Source organism: Hyphomonas oceanitis (genome assembly GCF_036964545.1).
GTDB lineage: Bacteria > Pseudomonadota > Alphaproteobacteria > Caulobacterales > Hyphomonadaceae > Hyphomonas > Hyphomonas oceanitis.
In genome coordinates this window covers 424,493-442,127 of the sequence record NZ_JBALTL010000001.1, presented here as the reverse complement: position 1 = coordinate 442,127, position 17,635 = coordinate 424,493, and the positions used below count along the sequence as shown (strand labels likewise).

The following is a 17,635-nucleotide window of genomic DNA, read 5'->3' as shown; positions in this document are numbered from 1 at the left end:
GCATTTTTAATATTTACTATTAGTGTTCTTCAGATACGCCAGAATATAGTCTGGCTGGGGAGATGCTGATGACTGATGCTCCAAAGAATACTGCACGGGATAGTGTGGTCATCGAACTTGCGAGCGAGATTGTGGCCGCTTTCGTTCGGAACAACTCGGTTTCGGCAGCCGAGCTGCCAGATCTTATCCGAAGCGTCCATGCGTCTCTTTCCGCACTCGGCACAACAGAAACCGACCAGAGCCGGCAGAAACCGGCTGTATCGGTGAAGCGCTCGCTCGGTGAGGATTTCCTTGTCTGCCTTGAGGACGGCAAGAAGTTCAAATCGCTGAAGCGCCACCTGCGGACCAAGTATGACATGTCGCCCGATGAATACCGGGAGAAATGGAACCTGCCACCAGACTATCCGATGGTCGCGCCAGGTTACTCCAAGCATCGTTCAATGCTGGCTAAAAAGATGGGTCTCGGAAAAGGCGAGAAAGCCTAGTTGTTGATCGCGAATACTGTTCGTTACGATGCCGCAACGAAATAAATTTGTAAGACTGGTTAACAAATCCTGTAGTTGACTCTTGATCTGCGACTCCACTCGCGCGATAGGTGATTCTGTCGAATCACCTTGGGGGTGGCCCACGATGCCTAAAAAACCAGTATTCCAGGGCGTAACCATCGCCCAGCAAGCCTTGATAGATTACTGGAAGCAGCTGCGCGATGATGCCGGTTGCGTCCGGCGCGAGGCGATTGATCCCGGCGCGCTTCGCAGCATGCTGGCCAGTATTTCCATCGTCCAGTTTGACGAGTCCGGTGATGGACGGTTCCGGATCGCCGGTTCCCGTCTGCGGGACATTTTCGGCATGGAGGCGCGGGGTCGTCGGGTTGCCGATGTCATCGGCGAGCATGGCGATGCTTTCGCCCTCGGTCTGTCTGTCGCACTTGAACGGCGTGCGCCTGTTGGCGGTGTTATCGAGCAGTCCAACGGGATGCATGCGTGGCTGCGTTTGCCGCTCTTGGATTCCAACGGCGAGCTGACCATGGTGCTTTGCCATGACGAGATGTTGCCCAGCCGCCGCCTGATCCTGCCAAACAAGGACTCTGTCCACACTTCTTCCCCGCGCGCGGCCGCCTGAATCGCCTGCATTGCCTGATGTCGTCTTGATGAAATAGGAAAGTTATCCTACACCTTCCGGAGCCGGGTAGTCTTCTGCCTGCCAACCAGAAGGAGACAGTGATGGCGAAATTCGATCCACAGAAAGACGAGGACCGCGCCTACCTGGCGGCGGCACTGACGGCCTTTGCGCTTGGCCTGAAGCTGGAGGCGGTGCTCTCGCCGGAGCGGGGCAGCCCGATAGAAGCGCGCGCCAGGCATATCGCGATGTATCTCACGCACGTGGCGCTGGGCATGAGCCTCGCCCGGGTGGCGCGTGCCTTTGACCGCGACCGCTCAACCGTCGCCTATGCGTGCCACCTTGTGGAGGACAAGCGCGATGATGCGGATTTCGATGACTGGCTCGATCAGCTGTCGCTGGGCCTGTCGAGCGTTGTTCTACTGGGCATTGCGCCGCAACAGGCCTGTTCCGCTTCACTCAGGCGGTGAGGGCCGCATGGGCGTCGTTGCGAATGCGCTCCAGCATGGAGGCGAGGCCGTTGGAGCGCTGGGCTGTCAGCGCGCCCGATACGCCGATCTCGTCGAGCAGGGCCTTGGCATCAAACGCCGCGGCCTCGGCAGGTTTGGCGCCGGAATAGAGTCTTATGAGCAGTGCGATCAGGCCGGAGACGATCATCGCATCGGATTCGGCCCGCACGATCAACTGACCATCTTCAATATGGGTGACCATCCAGACCTGCGAGGCGCACCCCCGCACGATCGTCTTTTCTGATTTTTCGTCAGGTGCGAGCGCCGGGTTGGCCTTGCCGAGATCGATAATATGGGCGTAGCGCGCCTCCCAGTCTTCCAGCCAGGAAAACTCTTCGCGTATCTCTGCGGCAGCCGATTCAATGCTCATGTGCGTGAAATGGGGCATCGCGCAGCAAATGAAAACCCCCGGCGCCATGATGGCCACCGGGGGTCTGGTATTCTTGAGGGGTGTTCGGGCCTACTGGTAGACGCCGCCGATGCACTTGCCGACATCCGACAGGGCATGCTCGCCGATGCAGAACGGCACTTCATATTGCTGGTTCGCCGCGGCCACACATTGCTGAAGGTTCAGGTTTGCCATGTTGAGGCAACCCTTGGTCTCACGCTCTGCCATGGCTGAGTTGATCTGGCTTGAGTTCGTCTCGGTGCTGGCACCCAGTACGCGATAGGCCGCCAGCGTGGCGATCTGGTCAGCAACAGGTTCCTTGCCGAACTTTACGCGCTTGCGGTTGCCGGTCAGGCCGGATGTGACAGCGGCCGGGAACTTGATGGCGCTGGCTGCGCCGGACACGTTATCCCACAGTGAAGGTGCGCCCGTGCTGCCAGCCTGAACGAGAACAGAGTCGAAGCTTGTGTCGTTCATGGCGGTCACGAGGCCCAGCTTGGCAGGAATGCCGGCCGACTGGCTCAGGTTCAGGCCGCGGGCCTTGGCGCCCGAATTACCGATCTTGGCCTTGGCCCAGCCAGAAGCCTGTAGGGAATAGGCTTGCTCCTTGACGTAAGCGGCCGCGCTGTTGAGGCGGCGGCTATCAGCTTCCGTAGCGGCCAGCGCAGAGCTGACGGCCGTGTCGCCGCCGCTGAGTGTGCGGGCATAACGCACGTCGTTACGCATGCCGCTTTCCAGCGCGTCACGTCCGTAGAAGCTTTCAATGTCGTGCACGGCGGCACGGTATTCCGGGTTTTGCGAAGCGATCAGCGCGGAATACGCGATCCAGCCTTTCGACAGCTGGTCGGGATTATGACCGCCCAGCGAAGTAAGGGCATGGTCGATGTCCCCAGCTGAAGACAGTGGTTTGTCTTTCACGTCTGTGACGTCCGACTGGTACGTGGCATAGACTGCGGCTGTATCCGAAATCGGATCGGTTGCCTGCGCACTTGCGCCTGCTGCCAGTCCCAATCCGACAAATGCCGCCCCGATCATTCTGATGGTTTTCATGGTCTCAACTCTCCCTCACGCGATACGCGATAGTCTTGCCCCATCTTCCCCACCGGGGGAACCTCACCTTGCCTGTCGAAAGCATTACAAATACAGCAAGGGATGGGAACCAGCTTCAGAATGCCTAATGAATCTCTATGGGATGTTAACGAGTCCCCCAGCATGACGCATCGCCGATTAAACTTGGTTAATGTTACATGGTTGGCGCTTATTGCGGCAGCTGCCCTGATTGCTGTGCTGCGCGGCGTGGGAATCATCCCGCTGCTAATCGGTTGCGCGATTGCGATTCTCCCAGCCTGCGTGGGCCTTGTCTTCCTCCGGCAGGGGCGGGAAGCATCCAGCTTTGCGCCGCCGCTCCTTGTAATCTGCTGGACGCTGCTCGCCGTGCTCGGCGTTGCGCTGACCGGCGGACCGTCCTCTCCCTTAACCATATTGTTCGCGCTGGCGCCGCTCGTCGCGCTTAACCTTTCAGACACGGACATGGCGGCTGAGGCGGCCATCTTTGGCGTCATTGCCTACTTCGCTGTTCTCATCATGGGGCGCTTCGGCCTCTTGCCGCCAGCCATGGCAGAGCACCTGCCGCTCACCGTTGCGATTGCCTTTGCGGGCCTTGCCCTGGCCGGGCTGCTTGTCTGGGTGCTCGTGCGGGACCGTTATGCGAATGGCGCAGCCGTGCAGGCGCAGCCAGAGGCTGAGGTCGTCCCGGAGACGCCGCCTACGCCTCTGCCTGTCTTCCCCACAGCATCGGGCCTACTGCTGCTCGACATCGCCCCCGAAGGCCGCGTGCGCAATCTTTCGGGCGACCGCCTCGGACTTGCGACGCTGAAGACAGGCGCCGCGTTGAGCAGCCTGTTTGGCCCTGACGCCGACGTGGCCGCACTGCGCCCGGAAAGCGGCCTTGCGCAGGGCGAGATCGTGCTGGCCGATGGTCGCCTCGCGGCCTACGCGGCAGAGGCGCATGACGGTGGCACGCACTTGCTGCTGCATGATATCAGTGCGGCGCAGCGTCAGAGCGACGAAGCCTCTCGCGCCCTCGAAACAGCTGCGGCCAAACTTCAGGACCGCACCGCCTTCTTTGCCTCGCTGGGCCATGACCTGAAAACACCCCTTAATGCCATCCTCGGTTATGCCGACATGATGCGCGCGCAGATCCGCGGTCCGCTACCGGATGCCTACAAGGACTATCCGGATATCATCCACGAAAGCGGACAGGACCTGCTCCTTCTGGTCGACGACATTCTCGATCTCGCCAAGGCCAATGCGGACCGCCAGCGCCTTGAGCCGGAACCGGTCGACCTCGTAGCCTCCGCTCAGTCCATCATCCGACAGCTCGACAACCAGGCGGAGCGCGCTGGCGTGAAGCTGAAGATGAAGGCCGACGCTGAAGTGTGGGCCGAAGCCGATGCCCGCGCCGTGCGCCAGATCTGGCAGAACCTGGTCTCCAACGCGATCAAGTATTCCGAGCGCGGCGGCACGGTGACTCTCGATGCCTTCGAGGCCGGTGGCGCAGCCGTAATCAGTGTCATCGACCGTGGCGCAGGCATGACGGAAGATGATCTAAAGAAAGTGACAGAGCCTTTCGCGCAGGGTGGTAATTCACGCGGCCGCGCGGGGACGGGCCTTGGCCTCGCCGTCGTACGGAGCTTTGCCGAGTTGCATGGCGGCCTGCTGAACCTCACATCGCGGCCGGGCAAGGGCACACGCGCCGAGGTGACACTGCCGCTGGCAGACCCGGCCGACATCGCGCCCCTTGAGGATGCCGCCCAATAGGCGCACCGTGGCGGCCTGCGGGCCAGCCGCACATCACAGAAAGGTCCGGGAATGGTCCGTCTGCCGTCAAAGCTCTGGGTCGAAGCCCTCATCCGCACCGTTGAGGTTGCTGGCTCCTCTGCGTTCGTCGTGCAGAAGGGCGACGCTGAACGGGGCGACACACTGATCAAGGTATCACGCCTCGATGGCACCGCCGTCGCCTACACGCCCAGTACCAATCTTGAAGGCGAGCGCGTCTTCCGCAATCTGCTCTCCCAGGGTGTCGGCCCGGATGAGGCCAGCGTGGATGCCTATATCAGGCGTGCCCGCGACCGCGACAGCGACCTCTGGGTGGTCGAGATTGAAGACCGCGAGGGCCGTCATTTCCTCACCGAGGATATCGAAGACTAGTTTTGCCCCTTACACCGCGATTTCGCGGCAAGGCCGTTCAGGTAAACTCGCTGTTAACCCGTCCAAGGCAGCCTCGGCTCAAATCCACTGCCGGGGGCGTGCAGACCATGTTGTTCCTACTCAACGATACGATCGCCGAGATTGATATCCCGGAGATCCACCTGTCCAAACGCTGGAAAAGCCTCGGCTGCGGCGACCCGCACGGGATGCGGGCACGCGAGGCGCTGGAATTCGTCACCCGTGTCATCTCGGACCATGTGCGCGAGCACATGCCAATAGACGAAGTCCTGATCCAGGACCTTGGTTCACTGATCATCGCCAAGACCGGCGCCAACGCGGCGCTGTTCCCGGTGTTTGAGTCCAAAGTCAGCGAGCCCCGCCTGACCATCCTGCCGGAAGCCATCCTCAGGGCATTGAAGCAGCGTACCGAACAGGAAGGCACGCCGCCCAATATTGCCGAGATCTGGCCGCTGGCGGCCTGACGGTTTATTTCACCGAAATGGATTTGGTCGTGATGACGGTGCGTCCGTTGCGCGCCTGCAATACGTAGCGAACCGTATAGGCGCCTGCCTTGTCCGGTGCCTCCAGCGTGATCGTCGGGCCCTCTGACGTGTAGCCGTAGGTCAGTTCCCCGCTTGTGTTCGTATAGCCTTCGGGCACCAGGTCGACATAGTCACCCTGATTGGCTGGACCGGTCCATGAGACGTCGAAGCTCGTCCCCTTCTGAACGCTTGCAGGGATGTCCAGCGTCGCCTTGGCTGCAGTCAGCGTCAGTGGTGCGACTGCCTTCACGGAACGTCCCGTTGATGACTGCAGCACATAACGAAGGTCATATTCGCCCGCTTCCCCTGGAGCCTGGATCGATAGCGGGTTTTCGGCTTGCACATAGGTGTAGGACTTCTCGCCACTCGTCTCCTTGTAGCCGCGCGGCACGATGTCGACATAGTCGCCCTGATTGGCTGGCCCGGCCCATGCGACAGAGAAGGTTTCGCCTACGGTCACACTTGCCTTGGATGGCGTCACGTCGAAGGGAATGTCCTTCAGCGTCAGCGGCACAGTTTTCAGTACCGTGCGCCCATCGGCCGATTGCAGCACGTAGCGCACGTCATACTCGCCCGCTTCGCCCGGCAGTTTCACCTCAATCGGATTGACGTCGGTGACGTAGGTGTAGGCCTTTTCACCGCTCGTCTGCTTGTAGCCGCGAGGGACGATGTCGACATAATCGCCTTTCGTTCCTGGCCCGGTCCAGTCGACAACAAGCGCCTTGCCGATAGCGACGGCAGGATTGAAGGCCAGCTCGACGCGGGTGTCGGTCACCTCCAGCGGCACGGTTTTCAATACTGTGCGACCATCGCTGGCCTTGGCGACATAGCGCAGCGCGTAGGCTCCCGGTGTGCCGGGCGCGCGTAGCGTCAGCGTTTCGCCGTCCTTGGTATAGGCATAGGCCTTCTCACCGCTCGTCAGTGTGTAGCCTTCCGGCACGAGGTCGACATAGTCGCCATCATTGTTGGGGCCGCGCCATTTGACCAAGACATTTTGGCCGATGCCGATAGAAGGTTCGGCCACAATCGCGACAGCCGCATCGACCACCTTGATCGTGGTGTTCGCGATCACGGTGCGGCCCTGCGGCGCGTTCCAGACATAGCGCAGCTCATAATCACCGGGCGTTCCCGGCGCGCGCATGGACACTGGGTTGCCATCCTCTGTGTAGCCATAGGACAGCTCGCCATGGGTCTTGGTGTAGCCCGGTGGCACGAGATCAACATAGTCTTCGTCAGCGCCGGGGCCGTCCCAGTTCACTTCAAACATGGAGCCGATCTCGACACTTTCCGGGCCGGTGATCGTGGCCGTCGCGGTCGCCGCTTCCGGCGGGCCGGATTCGACAGCCTCGGCCACCGTGCTCAAGGCATCTGCCAGTTCGCCCGCGTTCGAGGCTTCTATATATTTGCCGCCCGTCTGTTCGGCGAGGCATGCGACCTGCCGGCCTTCAGCTGCGCTGAGGCCAAAGCCGATCACATGGGCCGTAAAGTCCAGTCCGCGCGCCTCCAGCGAGGCACCCGCCGCGCAGGGGTCTGCATCACAGGTCTCGATGCCGTCGGTGACCAGGATGACGGTCGCCCGCGTCTCCTCGATCTTCATGGCATTGGCCGCCGTTTCCACGGCCGCCGTCAGCGGCGTCTTGCCCATTGGTACCAGCTTGTCGACCACATCGGGCAGGGGCGTTGTGGCGCCCGGGCTGCGCAGCAATTCGATATCCTTGCAGTCGCCCTTGCGGCGGTGGCCATAGGCGATCAGGCCGGCCGATCCGATATCCGGATTGCTGGCAACCATTGTGCGCACGGCCTCGCGCGCGATATCACGCTTCGACTTGCCGTCGATCTGACCCCACATGGACCCTGAGGAATCCATGACGACCATGACCTTCATGGGCCCCTTGGGCGTTTCCACCACCGCATCTTCCGGCTTGGCAGGGGCCTCAAGGCTCACGGCGATGGGCTGGGCGCCGCTGTCGCTCTCAAGTGAGGTCTGTTCTGCAGCGATTGCGGGCTCTGAATCCGTGGAATTGGCGTCCGATGCCAGTGTTTGCGGCGCATCGGCGTCTGGTGCCTTGTCCTTGCTGCAGCCTGTAAGCATCAGCGCTGCTGCAGCGCAGCTGACGAGAATTATGTTTGAATAAGCCATGAAAAGCGTCCCCTTTATTCTGGCTGGTCTGTCCCCATGCACATCATACAACGCAATCGCGGCGTGCAAAGCCGCCTTCAACCCCTTCATTCCTGCATGCAAATCGGCTAGTGGCTGGCGGCTGAAACAGAATTGTCCGGAAATACCATGTCCCATATCGCCGAAGCCGCCCGCCGGCGCACCTTTGCCATCATCTCGCACCCGGATGCCGGCAAGACGACGCTGACCGAAAACCTGCTCCTCGCAGGTGGCGCCATCCGTGCGGCTGGCGAGGTTGCGGCGCGCGGTGCGCAGCGGCGCACCCGGTCTGACTGGATGAAGATCGAGCGCGACCGGGGCATCTCGGTTTCGGCCTCGGTGATGACGTTCGAATACAGCGATCTCGTCTTCAACCTGCTCGATACGCCGGGCCACGAAGACTTTTCCGAAGACACCTACCGCACGCTGACAGCAGCCGACTGCGCCGTCATGGTGCTCGACGCCGCCAAGGGTATCGAGCCGCAGACGCTGAAACTGTTTGAAGTCTGCCGCATGCGCGACATTCCTATCATCACCTTCATCAACAAGATGGACCGTGAGGCGCTTGAGCCGATCGAACTGCTCGATGAGGTACAGGACAAGCTCCAGCTAGACACGGCGCCGCTCTACTGGCCTGCCGCCTCCGGCCAGCGTTTTGCCGGCATGAAAGATCTCACCACAGGCGAGTTCTGCCAGTTCGACCGCCGCCCCGGCGAACCGCCGCATATCGGCCCGGCCACACGCATTCCCGGCAGCGATGAAGACCTGCTCGGAAAGCTGGATGATCATGTCTATGCGGAGCTTGTCGAAGGCGTCGAGATGGTCACAGGCCTCCTGCCGAAGTTTGATGAAGAGGCCTTTAATGCCGGCAACATGACGCCTGTCGTGTTCGGCTCAGCCCTGCGCCATTTCGGCGTCGCGGAACTCCTGAACACGCTTCGCGACTTCGCGCCGCCACCACGCGTCCAGAAGGCTGAACGCAAGGGGCAGGTGATAAGTGTTCAGCCCTCTGATAATGACGTCTCCGGTTTCGTCTTCAAGATCCAGGCGAACATGGACCCGAACCACCGCGACCGCGTGGCCTTCCTCCGCCTCTGCTCCGGCGAGTTCAAGCGCGGCATGCGCCTGAAGAGTGCCACAGGCAAACAGCTCAATATCCACAATCCGCTCATGTTCTTGGCGCAGGACCGAGAGATAGCCGAAACCGCCTATGCGGGCGATGTGATCGGCGTGCCAAACCATGGTCAGCTGCGCGTTGGCGACAGCCTCTCGGAAAGCGGCGACATCCAGTTTGCCGGTATCCCCAACTTCGCGCCGGAACTGCTGCGCCGCGCCCGCGTGAAGGACCCGATGAAGGCCAAACACTTGCGCAAGGCGCTCGAAAGCCTCGCCGAGGAAGGCGTCACCCAGCTGTTCAAGCCAGCTATCGGCTCCGACATGATCGTTGGTGCTGTCGGCCAGCTGCAATTTGAAGTCATGATCGAACGTGTGGCGGCTGAATACGGCCTCGAAGTCATGTTCGAAATGGCGCCTTATAACGTCGCGCGCTGGATGGCCTGCGATGATCCGGATAAGCTGGAAGAGTTCCTTGATCGGAACAAGTCAGCGTCAGGCACAGACCTTGACGGCGCACCTGTCTATCTGGCGAAGAATGCCTGGGATGTCGGTTACGCGCAGGAAAAGAACCCGTCGATCCGCTTCACGGCCACGAAAGAGCGCTCGCTCTAGTGTCTTAGCGTATCGTCTTCCGGGGCTTCGCCCAGAAGATCATCCGGCGGCGTTTCAAGCACGGGCGCGAAGAAGGCCTCGTGCGTTGGTGAGAAGCCCGATGTCGCTGCCGGGTTGCGCTCCAGACGTCCGCCGCCACGTTTCAGCTCGCAGCGCGCAGGCGTCTCGCCCACGACCGCGACAAAGCTCCACGCCTTGCACATGTCATTGTCGGCGCAGGCGCTCTGGCAGCTGAGCGCGTCTTCCGATGGCATCACGCTATAGGTCGCGCCAAAGCGGTAGTAGCCCTGTTCATAGCCCACAGGCGCTGGTTCAGCCACGGCATCGGCCTTCAGCGACATTGGCGCTTCGGCAAAGGCGGGCGCTACAAGGCAGGCGGCCAGTGCAAGCAGTCGGATATGGCGCATCGGTCAAACTCCCAAGTCTCCAGCGTCGGAGGCTAGGCCGCGCCGGTTAAGGAAGCTTTTACGCTCAGCTGGTCAGTGCCTCGCGCTTTTCCTCGATTTCCAGCCATTCCATCTCGGCCGCTTCGGCCTCACTACGCGCCGCGCCGATACGTTCGGATTTGGCATTGAAGGCCTTCGGATCGCGCGAATAGAGCGCCGGATCGGCGAGTTCCTTCTCCAGCTTCGCAATCTCCGTATGCAGTTTGGGGATCAGTGCGTCGATTTCTTTCTGGCGGTGCTCGTCCTTGAACGACAGTTTGTTCTGCGGCTTGGGCTTCGGCGCTTCGGCTGGCTTGGCCTTGGCGGAGCGCGCGTCATTGTCGCCATTGCGGCGCACCTGCGCCAGCTGGTCCTGCGCGTCGGTCCAGCCGCCTGCCGTCTGCACCCATTTGCCCTCGCCCAGCGGGCAGAGGCAACTCGTCACCGTACTGTCGAGAAAGGCCCGGTCGTGGCTCACCAGCAGCAGTGTGCCCTCATAGGCCAGCAGCATGTCTTCCAAGAGGTCCAGCGTCTGCAGGTCCAAATCGTTGGTCGGTTCATCCATCACCAGAAGCGTGGACGGCTTGGCAAGGCCAATGGCCAGCGCCAGTCGGTTGCGTTCCCCGCCCGACAGCGCGCCGACAGGCTGGCGCAGCTGTTCGGTCTTGAACAGGAAGTCCTTCGCATAGGCCGCAATGTGCCGCTGCTGCCCTTGAACCATCAGCGAGTCCCCGCCCGATGGCGCCAGCGCCTCCCAGATCGTGTCTTTAGGGTCCAGCGTGTCGCGCGTCTGGTCCAGGTAGGTCACGTCCAGCGTCTTGGCGTGGCGAATGCTGCCCGCGTCAGGTTCGATCTCTCCCAGCAACAGGCGCACAAGCGTTGTTTTGCCCGCGCCGTTCGGGCCGATAATGCCGATCCGGTCGCCGCGCAGGATCTTGATCGACAGGCCATCGGCAATCACCAGCGGCCCGTTCGGCGTTTCGAATGTCTTCGACAGGTCTTTGACCTCGATCACCTTCTTGCTCATCGAGTCGCCGACGCCCGCGCTGAACTCGGCCGTGTTCTTGCGATCATTCAGCGCCGCGCGCATGGCGCCGTGCTGGGCGCGCATGTCGTGCAGCTTGGCGAGGCGGCCCTGGTTACGCTTGCGCCGCCCGGTCACGCCGCGCGCCAGCCAGTGCTGCTCGGCCTTCAGCTGCGTGGTCACGCGCTTCAGCTGGCGTTCTTCTTCCACTTCGATAGCCTCGGCCCATTCGTCGAACTTCACATAGCCATCGGGCGATTTCAGAACGACGCCCTGGCGCAGCCACAGCGTATTGGTCGAGATATTCTCAAGGAAGCGCCTGTCGTGGCTCACCACCAGAACAACGCCATTGAACGCCTTCAGGCGGCCTTCGAGGTATTCGATCATCGGCACGTCGAGGTGGTTGGTCGGCTCGTCCAGCAGGATGACGTCGGGCTCGGCCGCAAAGGCGCGTGCCAGCGCCACGCGCCGCTGTTGGCCGCCCGAAAGCGTTTTCGGGTCCGTGCTGCCATCGACGCCGAATTCCATCAGCTCGGCCTCGGCCATATAGTCATATTCCAGCCCGTCGCTGACATAGGCCAGCACGGTGTCATAGCCGTCAAAGCGCGGCTCCTGCACAACGGTGGCATAGGTCGTGCCTGGCTGGCGCCACACCTGGCCGCTGTCAGCTTCGAGTTGCTCCGAGATGATGCGCATCAGCGTGGACTTGCCCGCCCCGTTGCGCCCCACCAGCGCCGCCCGCTCGCCCTTGGACAGGCTAAGCGTCACCCCCTCGAACAGGGGCTTCGCGCCAAGCGACAGACGCACATCGGACAATGAAATCAGGGGAGGTTGAGCCATCCGCGCCAGATAGCGTGTGCGGGGGGCGAGGGGAAGGGGGCAGTTTCCGTGCGCTCAGTCCTGTGCGACGGCTTTCGCGCCGCCAAGCTTGTCAGGGTTCCGCGTGATGAAGATATGGGTGATCTTCCCATTCTCGATGGCGAAGGCATTTGTCTGGAGGACATCATCGCGTTCGCGGCTGATATAGCCGGGCAGGCCGTCAATCCAGACCGAACGAATGTAAACGGCGGGCTGTAGAGTCATCTTGCGAAACATGCCTGCGAAAAGCCGAACCATGTTATCAATACCGATGATGGGGTTACGCCAGGCATGCGCCTTCCCGCCGCCGTCAGACTGCAGCACGACATTGTCGGCCAACAGGCCCTGCAACGCGTCCATGTTGCCTGAGTTGACCGCTGCAAAGAAGGCCGACACGATCTGCTCGCCTTCCTCCCGCGCGACGGGGTAACGCGGTTTGGCCTCCTGCACGTGAGTGCGCGCGCGGGCGGCCAACTGGCGCACGGCGGCGGGTTCGCGTTTCAACAGGGCGGCGATCTCGTCCATCGGCATGTCGAACACATCGTGAAGCAGGAAGGCCGCGCGCTCCAGCGGCGACAGGCGTTCCAGTGCCAGCATCAGCGGCAGGGTCAGGTCGTCAAGCCGGTCATCCTCCGTCGCAGTTTCAATCAGGGGCTCGGGCAGCCAGCTGCCGACATAGGTTTCGCGCTGCTTGCGCGACGACTTCATCACATCCAGGCAGAGGTTGGTGACGATCCGGTTCAGCATGGCCGCCGGTGTGTGCACATTGTCCTGATCCATGCCTTGCCAGCGCAGCCATGCGTCCTGCACTACATCTTCCGCCTCGGCCATCGAGCCGAGCATGCGGTAGGCAAGGCGCACCAGCATTGGCCGGTGCGACTCGAATAGGGCAGTGGCGCCGTCAGGCGGCGGCATGCTGCAGCTCACTTGTGGGGATCGCCTGGAAGCCGATCTGCAGCCGGTTCCAAAGATTGATCGCGCCGATGCCCAAGCTCAGATTGACGATTTCATCTTCGCTGAAAACGTCTTCGAGAGGGGCATAGTCCGCATCAGATGCATGCGTATCCGCTACACGCGTCAGCGCCTCAGTCCAGGCCAGTGCTGCACGCTCGCGCGCCGAGAACAGGCTGGACTCGCGCCAGGCGTTCAGCATGTGCAGGCGCATGTCGCTCTCGCCAAGCTTGCGCGCCTCAGTCACATGCATGTCGATGCAGAAGGCGCAGCCATTGATCTGCGAAGCGCGCATCTTGACCAGCTCCAGCAGGGTCGGCTCCAGCCCGCTATCCTTCAGGCTGGCCTCCAATGCAATCATTGCTTTCATCGCTTGAGGGACATGTTTGAGCGGGGCTTTGATACGGGGTGTCATGGGTATCTCCTTTGCGGTTGATACACCCCTGACGAGACACCGGCCACAGATGTGACATGGCCCTGGAATTTGTCTGCCTTAGCCTATGTTATCACGGAAGATAAATCGCCTTGGCGTTGACGAATTCCTTCATGCCGAAGCCGCCATGTTCGCGGCCATAGCCGGAATCCTTCACGCCGCCGAAGGGCATGTTCGGGTCAGCCGTGCCGAAGGAGTTGATGCGGACCATGCCGGTATCGAAATGGTCGCGGGCGAGCGCAATCGCCTTCTCCTCGTCCTTCGTAAAGATGCCGCCGCCGAGGCCGTAGCGGCTGTCATTGGCGATGCGCATCGCATCCTTGTCATCCTTGGCCTTGATGATCGAGGCCACCGGCCCGAACAATTCATCGTCATAGGCTGGCGTGCCTGGCTTGCAATTGGCGAGCACGGTCGGCGGGTAATACTGGCCTTTGCCCTCGGGCGGCTTGCCGCCGCAGAGCAGGTCCGCGCCGCCTTCAACGCTTTTCGACACCTGTTCGCACAGCGTATCAAACTGGTCCTTGCTGGAGACGGGGCCAAGCTGGGTATCGTCCTTCATCGGGTCGTCCATCTTCACGGCTTTCATGGCGTCAACAAAGCCCGTGACGAAGGCATCGTAATGCGCCTCGGTCACAATAAAGCGCTTGGCCGAAACACAGGTCTCACCATTGTTGAACAGGCGGCCCTGCACGCACGTTTTCACGGCGAGCGAAATGTCCGCGTCATCGAGTACGAGATAGGCGTCATTCGAGCCGAGTTCGAGAACGGTTTTCTTCAGGTTCTTTGCGGCCAGCTGGCCGATGTGACGCCCGGCGCCATCGCTGCCCGTCATGGTTACAGCGCGCACCAGCTTGTGTTCTATGATCTTGTCTGACGTATCATGGTCAATCACCAGCACGTCGAATAGGCCCTTGGGAAGGCCCGCCGCGAGGCAGACATCGCGCAGCAGCAGGCCACTACCGGTGCATATGCTGGCATGCTTCAGCACGACCGCGTTGCCCGCCATCAGGTTCGCGGCGAGAACGCGCACCGGCTGATAGAGCGGGAAGTTCCAGGGCTGGATGCTGTAGATCACGCCGATCGGGGAATAGGTGACGATGCCGCGCTTCTTGCCGCCGGTATGCTTGCGCTCTTCATCGGCGAGCTCGGAGGGGCCGTTATCAGCGGTGTATTCGAGAATGCGTGCGCACAGCTCGACTTCCATCTTGCCGTCCCGCAGCAGCTTGCCCATTTCCATCGTCATCAGATTGGCAAACTTGTCCGCATTATCGCGCATGCGTGCAGCGATATTGCGAAGGCTCTGCGCGCGCTCGCTATGGGATTTGGTCTTCCAGTCCGTGAACGCGGCATGCGAGGCTTCGAGTTTCCCGAAGGCTGTCTCGGTGCTCATCAGATCATAGGTTGCAAGCGTTTCGTCTGTAGCCGGATTGGTCGTGGTAATATGTTTCGTCATGAATATGTCCTGATAATTGGGAATGGGGCGCGGGTAGGCGCGCTCAGCTGAGCAATGCGAGCAGCTTCTTGGCGGCCTCTGCCGATGAGGCGGGGTTCTGGCCTGTGACCAGTTTGCCGTCTGTCACCACGAAGGAGGCCCAGTCGTCGCCCTTCTTGTAGTGTCCACCATTCTCTTTCAACATGTCTTCCACGAGGAAGGGCACGACATCGGTGAGGCCGACGCCTTTCTCTTCAGTGTTGGTAAAGCCGGTTACGGTCTTGCCCAGCACGAATGGCTTGCCGTCCTTGCCCTTCGGATATTTGAACACCGCCGGTGCGTGGCAGACGGCCCCGATGGGGCGACCGCTGTACGCAAAGGTTTCGATCAGCGAGATGCTGTCGGCATCATTCGCCAGGTCCCAAAGCGGACCGTGGCCGCCGGGATAGAAGATCGCGTCAAAGCCGTCGGCAGAGACTGTGCTGAGCACTTCAGTATTGGCGAGCGCCTTTTGCGCGTCGCCGTCGGCCTTGAAGCGTTTGGTTTCTTCGGTCTGCGCGTCGTCGGTATTGCTCTTTGGATCAAGTGGCGGCTGGCCGCCTTTCGGAGAGGCCAGGGTTATGTCGGCACCGGCATCCTTGAACACATAATAGGGCGCAGCAAACTCCTCCAGCCAGAAGCCGGTCTTGTCGCCGGTATCCCCCAACTTTTCGTGGGATGTCAGGATCATGAGAATTTTCATAGATGTGTCGCCTTGTGTTCAATGAACACGGTCACCAATGGGTTTCGATGCGCGTGGATCAGAGAGTGAATTACTGAACCACACCAACGAACCCATCAATGACTTGTTCCAAGGCGGCGGCAGTGGCTCCCACGACTCCGCTGTGCGGCGCTGGCCTACACCTGTAGCGCCACCTCTTCCTCAACCTGTCCCAAGCGGTCCTTGCCGAAGAACATTTCGTCGCCAACGAAGAAAGTCGGTATGCCGAATGTTCCGCGCGCGATGGCGGCTTCAGTATTGGCAACCAGTTTCGCTTTCACGCCCGGGTCCTGCGTTGCTTCCAGCAGCGCGGCGCCGTCGAGGCCTGCCGCATTCATGGCTTCCACGTAGACGGCCGGGTCGTCCATCTTCAGTCCGTCTTCCCACATGGCTTTCAGGCCCGCTTCGATATAGGTTGCCAAATCTCCGCGCATCTCGGCCGCCACGGCGCCGCGCATCAGTATCAGTGTGTTGACGGGAAAGTGCGGGTTGATCCGAAACGCACTTAGGCCATGCTTCTTCACAAAGCGCATCATCTCGATGCGGTCATATTCCAGCTTGCCCTTGACGTTGCCAAAAGCGATCATGGGCGCAACATTGCCCGTCGCCTTGAAGATGCCGCCTAGCAGGCACGGGATGTAGTTCACCGTCGCCCCAGTGCGCGCCACGATATCCGGCATCACCTTGTGCGACAGATAGGCATTCGGGCTGCCAAAGTCGAAAATGAAGTCGATGGTCTTGCTCATGGGGGCTTCCTCCTACCAGGTTTCTTTCCAGGGCCGCAGGTCCAGTTCGTGCGTCCAGGCCGTGCGCGGCTGCTTGTGCAGCATGACGTAATTTTGCGCGATATGATCCGGGTTCAGAACTGCGTCCTCGTCGCGCAGCGCGTCGACATTCGGCACATTCTCACGGATGAAATTGGAATCGATCGCGCCATCAATTATCGTATGCGCGACATGGATATTCTTTGGGCCGAGTTCGCGCGCCATGGATTGCGCCAGCGCCCGCAGCGCCGCCTTGGCCCCGGCGAAGGCGGCAAGATTCTCGCGCCCCCGTGTGCTAGCCGTCGCGCCGGTGAAGATGATCGTGCCATGCCCGCGCGCCAGCATCTTCTTCGCCACTTCGCGCCCCATCAGGAAGCCGGAGAAACACGCCATCTCCCACACCTTGTGATACACGCGCGCTGTCGTCTCCGTGATCGGGAAGCGCACATTCGCGCCGATATTGAAGACGGCGACATCGATAGGTGCGACATCCGCCTCAATCCGCTCAATGAGGGCAATCATGGCCTCTTCATCGCGCGCATCCATGGGCATCGCCACCGCATCATGCCCGTCATCGCGAATGCTCGCCGCCAGCGCTTCCAGCGCATCGGCATGGCGCGGCCGGCGCACCAGGCAGGCCGTCATGCCCTCGCGCGCAAAGGCCCGGCCAATTGCTGCACCGGTGTCATCCCCCGCGCCAATCACGAGACAGGCAGACTTGTCAGGCATGAAACATCCTCCCTTGTTTTTCGGTTGCTGAATAAGACCATTATTCATTTGGTTTTAATTTGCAACCAATATATTATGGCCAGATAGAAGGAGCCGCTCATGGCCAAACGCCACACGCACACTTGCCCCATTGCGGGTGTCCTGAACATTTTCGGCGACAACTGGACATGGCTCGTTATCCGCGAGGCCTTCTACGGCGCCACGCGCTTCAGCGAGATCCAGCGCAACACGGGCATCGCCAAGAATGTGCTGAGCGCCCGGCTGGACGTGCTCGTCAACGAGGGCATTCTTGTTCGGGAAGACGTCGGCGAAAACGGCACGCGCTATGCCTACCGGCTGACGGCAAAGGGCGAGTCCCTCCATCCCGTCCTGCTCGCGCTTCACCAGTGGGGCAATGAACACGTCTACGGTCCCGGCAATGAACCCGTCGTGCTGCTGGAGCGCGCCACTGGCCAGCCCCTCCAGGCGCTCGCCCCCACATCCCGCGACGGCCACCGCCTCACCCGCGCCGATATCGAAACCCGGCCCGGCCCCGGCGCCAGCAAGGCCACCGTGCGCCGGCTGGCAGAGGCGGGAGAGTAGGCCGGCGCATCGAAAGGACTGAC

General features: G+C 61.1%; 19 protein-coding genes. 8 read left to right on the top strand and 11 right to left on the bottom strand.

The annotated features are described in order from the left end of the window. The first annotated feature begins 68 nt into the window (after window positions 1–68). The 3 genes from V7651_RS02275 to V7651_RS02265 all read left to right on the top strand — a co-directional run bounded on the left by V7651_RS02275 (window position 69) and on the right by V7651_RS02265 (window position 1,589). Window positions 69–485 carry a Ros/MucR family transcriptional regulator gene (locus V7651_RS02275; protein WP_199285875.1) on the top strand — a complete coding sequence of 139 codons (417 nt, stop codon included), beginning with the start codon at window positions 69–71 and terminating at the stop codon, window positions 483–485. A 145-nt stretch (window positions 486–630) separates the two neighbouring features. Next, window positions 631–1,122, top strand: a complete 492-nt coding sequence (locus V7651_RS02270; protein WP_084146182.1) for a PAS domain-containing protein — start codon at window positions 631–633, stop codon at window positions 1,120–1,122. 101 nt (window positions 1,123–1,223) lie between these two features. After that, entirely contained in the window at window positions 1,224–1,589 is a 366-nt protein-coding gene (locus V7651_RS02265; RefSeq protein WP_335612057.1) for a helix-turn-helix domain-containing protein, read from the top strand. Here V7651_RS02265 and V7651_RS02260 read toward each other — a convergent pair. Together V7651_RS02260 and V7651_RS02255 are read right to left on the bottom strand one after the other, a co-directional pair. Next, window positions 1,579–1,998 (bottom strand): SufE family protein, encoded by a 420-nt coding sequence (locus V7651_RS02260; protein WP_335612056.1) that lies wholly within the window; start codon window positions 1,996–1,998, stop codon window positions 1,579–1,581. The genes V7651_RS02265 and V7651_RS02260 overlap by 11 nt on opposite strands. Window positions 1,999–2,088: 90 nt before the next feature. Then, window positions 2,089–3,066 (bottom strand): hypothetical protein, encoded by a 978-nt coding sequence (locus V7651_RS02255; RefSeq protein ID WP_035537050.1) that lies wholly within the window; start codon window positions 3,064–3,066, stop codon window positions 2,089–2,091. A gap of 183 nt (window positions 3,067–3,249) precedes the next feature. On the opposite strand from V7651_RS02255, the gene V7651_RS02250 reads away from it, so the two are divergent. From V7651_RS02250 to V7651_RS02240, 3 genes are all read left to right on the top strand, one after another. Then, entirely contained in the window at window positions 3,250–4,836 is a 1,587-nt protein-coding gene (locus V7651_RS02250; protein WP_335612055.1) for a sensor histidine kinase, read from the top strand. Between the two features lie 51 nt (window positions 4,837–4,887). Beyond that, window positions 4,888–5,226, top strand: a complete 339-nt coding sequence (locus V7651_RS02245; RefSeq protein WP_035537053.1) for a DUF1491 family protein — start codon at window positions 4,888–4,890, stop codon at window positions 5,224–5,226. Window positions 5,227–5,333: 107 nt separating this feature from the next. Then, window positions 5,334–5,708 (top strand): hypothetical protein, encoded by a 375-nt coding sequence (locus V7651_RS02240; protein WP_335592060.1) that lies wholly within the window; start codon window positions 5,334–5,336, stop codon window positions 5,706–5,708. 4 nt (window positions 5,709–5,712) lie between these two features. On the opposite strand, the gene V7651_RS02235 is transcribed toward V7651_RS02240, so the two are convergent. Continuing rightward, entirely contained in the window at window positions 5,713–7,908 is a 2,196-nt protein-coding gene (locus tag V7651_RS02235; RefSeq protein ID WP_335612054.1) for a vWA domain-containing protein, read from the bottom strand. 147 nt (window positions 7,909–8,055) lie between these two features. Here V7651_RS02235 and V7651_RS02230 point away from each other — a divergent pair, with 147 nt between their 5' ends. Next, window positions 8,056–9,654: a peptide chain release factor 3 gene (locus V7651_RS02230; RefSeq protein WP_335612053.1), complete on the top strand. Its 1,599-nt coding sequence runs from the start codon at window positions 8,056–8,058 to the stop codon at window positions 9,652–9,654. On the opposite strand, the gene V7651_RS02225 is transcribed toward V7651_RS02230, so the two are convergent. The 8 genes from V7651_RS02225 to V7651_RS02190 all read right to left on the bottom strand — a co-directional run bounded on the left by V7651_RS02225 (window position 9,651) and on the right by V7651_RS02190 (window position 17,030). After that, on the bottom strand, window positions 9,651–10,061 hold the full coding sequence (locus V7651_RS02225; RefSeq protein WP_335612052.1) for a PAN/Apple domain-containing protein: 411 nt from the start codon (window positions 10,059–10,061) through the stop codon (window positions 9,651–9,653). The two genes, V7651_RS02230 and V7651_RS02225, sit on opposite strands and share 4 nt — an antisense overlap. A 64-nt stretch (window positions 10,062–10,125) precedes the next feature. Beyond that, window positions 10,126–11,943 carry an ABC-F family ATP-binding cassette domain-containing protein gene (locus V7651_RS02220; protein ID WP_335612051.1) on the bottom strand — a complete coding sequence of 606 codons (1,818 nt, stop codon included), beginning with the start codon at window positions 11,941–11,943 and terminating at the stop codon, window positions 10,126–10,128. A 54-nt stretch (window positions 11,944–11,997) separates the two neighbouring features. Next, window positions 11,998–12,876 carry a sigma-70 family RNA polymerase sigma factor gene (locus V7651_RS02215; protein WP_335612050.1) on the bottom strand — a complete coding sequence of 293 codons (879 nt, stop codon included), beginning with the start codon at window positions 12,874–12,876 and terminating at the stop codon, window positions 11,998–12,000. Beyond that, window positions 12,863–13,327 (bottom strand): carboxymuconolactone decarboxylase family protein, encoded by a 465-nt coding sequence (locus V7651_RS02210; protein ID WP_335612049.1) that lies wholly within the window; start codon window positions 13,325–13,327, stop codon window positions 12,863–12,865. Before V7651_RS02210 ends, V7651_RS02215 begins: the two co-directional genes overlap by 14 nt. A 91-nt stretch (window positions 13,328–13,418) precedes the next feature. Continuing rightward, the gene (locus V7651_RS02205) at window positions 13,419–14,798 is read right to left on the bottom strand and encodes an NAD-dependent succinate-semialdehyde dehydrogenase (RefSeq protein WP_335612048.1); all 1,380 of its coding nucleotides are present in this window, start codon (window positions 14,796–14,798) and stop codon (window positions 13,419–13,421) included. A 43-nt stretch (window positions 14,799–14,841) separates the two neighbouring features. Continuing rightward, the gene (locus V7651_RS02200; RefSeq protein ID WP_335612047.1) at window positions 14,842–15,519 is read right to left on the bottom strand and encodes a type 1 glutamine amidotransferase domain-containing protein; all 678 of its coding nucleotides are present in this window, start codon (window positions 15,517–15,519) and stop codon (window positions 14,842–14,844) included. 155 nt (window positions 15,520–15,674) lie between these two features. After that, window positions 15,675–16,283 (bottom strand): 2-hydroxychromene-2-carboxylate isomerase, encoded by a 609-nt coding sequence (locus tag V7651_RS02195; RefSeq protein WP_335612046.1) that lies wholly within the window; start codon window positions 16,281–16,283, stop codon window positions 15,675–15,677. Window positions 16,284–16,295: 12 nt separating this feature from the next. Next, window positions 16,296–17,030: an SDR family oxidoreductase gene (locus tag V7651_RS02190; protein WP_035537066.1), complete on the bottom strand. Its 735-nt coding sequence runs from the start codon at window positions 17,028–17,030 to the stop codon at window positions 16,296–16,298. Between the two features lie 99 nt (window positions 17,031–17,129). Between V7651_RS02190 and V7651_RS02185 the strand changes: the two genes are divergently transcribed. Next, window positions 17,130–17,612 carry a winged helix-turn-helix transcriptional regulator gene (locus tag V7651_RS02185; RefSeq protein ID WP_335612045.1) on the top strand — a complete coding sequence of 161 codons (483 nt, stop codon included), beginning with the start codon at window positions 17,130–17,132 and terminating at the stop codon, window positions 17,610–17,612. Window positions 17,613–17,635: the final 23 nt, after the last annotated feature.

What these genes read in the sequence shown, in the direction of transcription:
- V7651_RS02245 (WP_035537053.1), top strand. Translation starts at nt 4,888, where the DNA reads ATGGTCCGTCTGCCGTCAAAGCTCTGGGTCGAAGCCCTCATCCGCACC.
- V7651_RS02235 (WP_335612054.1), bottom strand. Translation starts at nt 7,908, where the DNA reads ATGGCTTATTCAAACATAATTCTCGTCAGCTGCGCTGCAGCAGCGCTG.
- V7651_RS02200 (WP_335612047.1), bottom strand. Translation starts at nt 15,519, where the DNA reads ATGAAAATTCTCATGATCCTGACATCCCACGAAAAGTTGGGGGATACC.
- V7651_RS02210 (WP_335612049.1), bottom strand. Translation starts at nt 13,327, where the DNA reads ATGACACCCCGTATCAAAGCCCCGCTCAAACATGTCCCTCAAGCGATG.
- V7651_RS02195 (WP_335612046.1), bottom strand. Translation starts at nt 16,283, where the DNA reads ATGAGCAAGACCATCGACTTCATTTTCGACTTTGGCAGCCCGAATGCC.
- V7651_RS02240 (WP_335592060.1), top strand. Translation starts at nt 5,334, where the DNA reads ATGTTGTTCCTACTCAACGATACGATCGCCGAGATTGATATCCCGGAG.
- V7651_RS02215 (WP_335612050.1), bottom strand. Translation starts at nt 12,876, where the DNA reads ATGCCGCCGCCTGACGGCGCCACTGCCCTATTCGAGTCGCACCGGCCA.
- V7651_RS02220 (WP_335612051.1), bottom strand. Translation starts at nt 11,943, where the DNA reads ATGGCTCAACCTCCCCTGATTTCATTGTCCGATGTGCGTCTGTCGCTT.
- V7651_RS02270 (WP_084146182.1), top strand. Translation starts at nt 631, where the DNA reads ATGCCTAAAAAACCAGTATTCCAGGGCGTAACCATCGCCCAGCAAGCC.
- V7651_RS02230 (WP_335612053.1), top strand. Translation starts at nt 8,056, where the DNA reads ATGTCCCATATCGCCGAAGCCGCCCGCCGGCGCACCTTTGCCATCATC.
- V7651_RS02265 (WP_335612057.1), top strand. Translation starts at nt 1,224, where the DNA reads ATGGCGAAATTCGATCCACAGAAAGACGAGGACCGCGCCTACCTGGCG.
- V7651_RS02260 (WP_335612056.1), bottom strand. Translation starts at nt 1,998, where the DNA reads ATGAGCATTGAATCGGCTGCCGCAGAGATACGCGAAGAGTTTTCCTGG.
- V7651_RS02255 (WP_035537050.1), bottom strand. Translation starts at nt 3,066, where the DNA reads ATGAAAACCATCAGAATGATCGGGGCGGCATTTGTCGGATTGGGACTG.
- V7651_RS02275 (WP_199285875.1), top strand. Translation starts at nt 69, where the DNA reads ATGACTGATGCTCCAAAGAATACTGCACGGGATAGTGTGGTCATCGAA.
- V7651_RS02185 (WP_335612045.1), top strand. Translation starts at nt 17,130, where the DNA reads ATGGCCAAACGCCACACGCACACTTGCCCCATTGCGGGTGTCCTGAAC.
- V7651_RS02225 (WP_335612052.1), bottom strand. Translation starts at nt 10,061, where the DNA reads ATGCGCCATATCCGACTGCTTGCACTGGCCGCCTGCCTTGTAGCGCCC.
- V7651_RS02190 (WP_035537066.1), bottom strand. Translation starts at nt 17,030, where the DNA reads ATGCCTGACAAGTCTGCCTGTCTCGTGATTGGCGCGGGGGATGACACC.
- V7651_RS02205 (WP_335612048.1), bottom strand. Translation starts at nt 14,798, where the DNA reads ATGACGAAACATATTACCACGACCAATCCGGCTACAGACGAAACGCTT.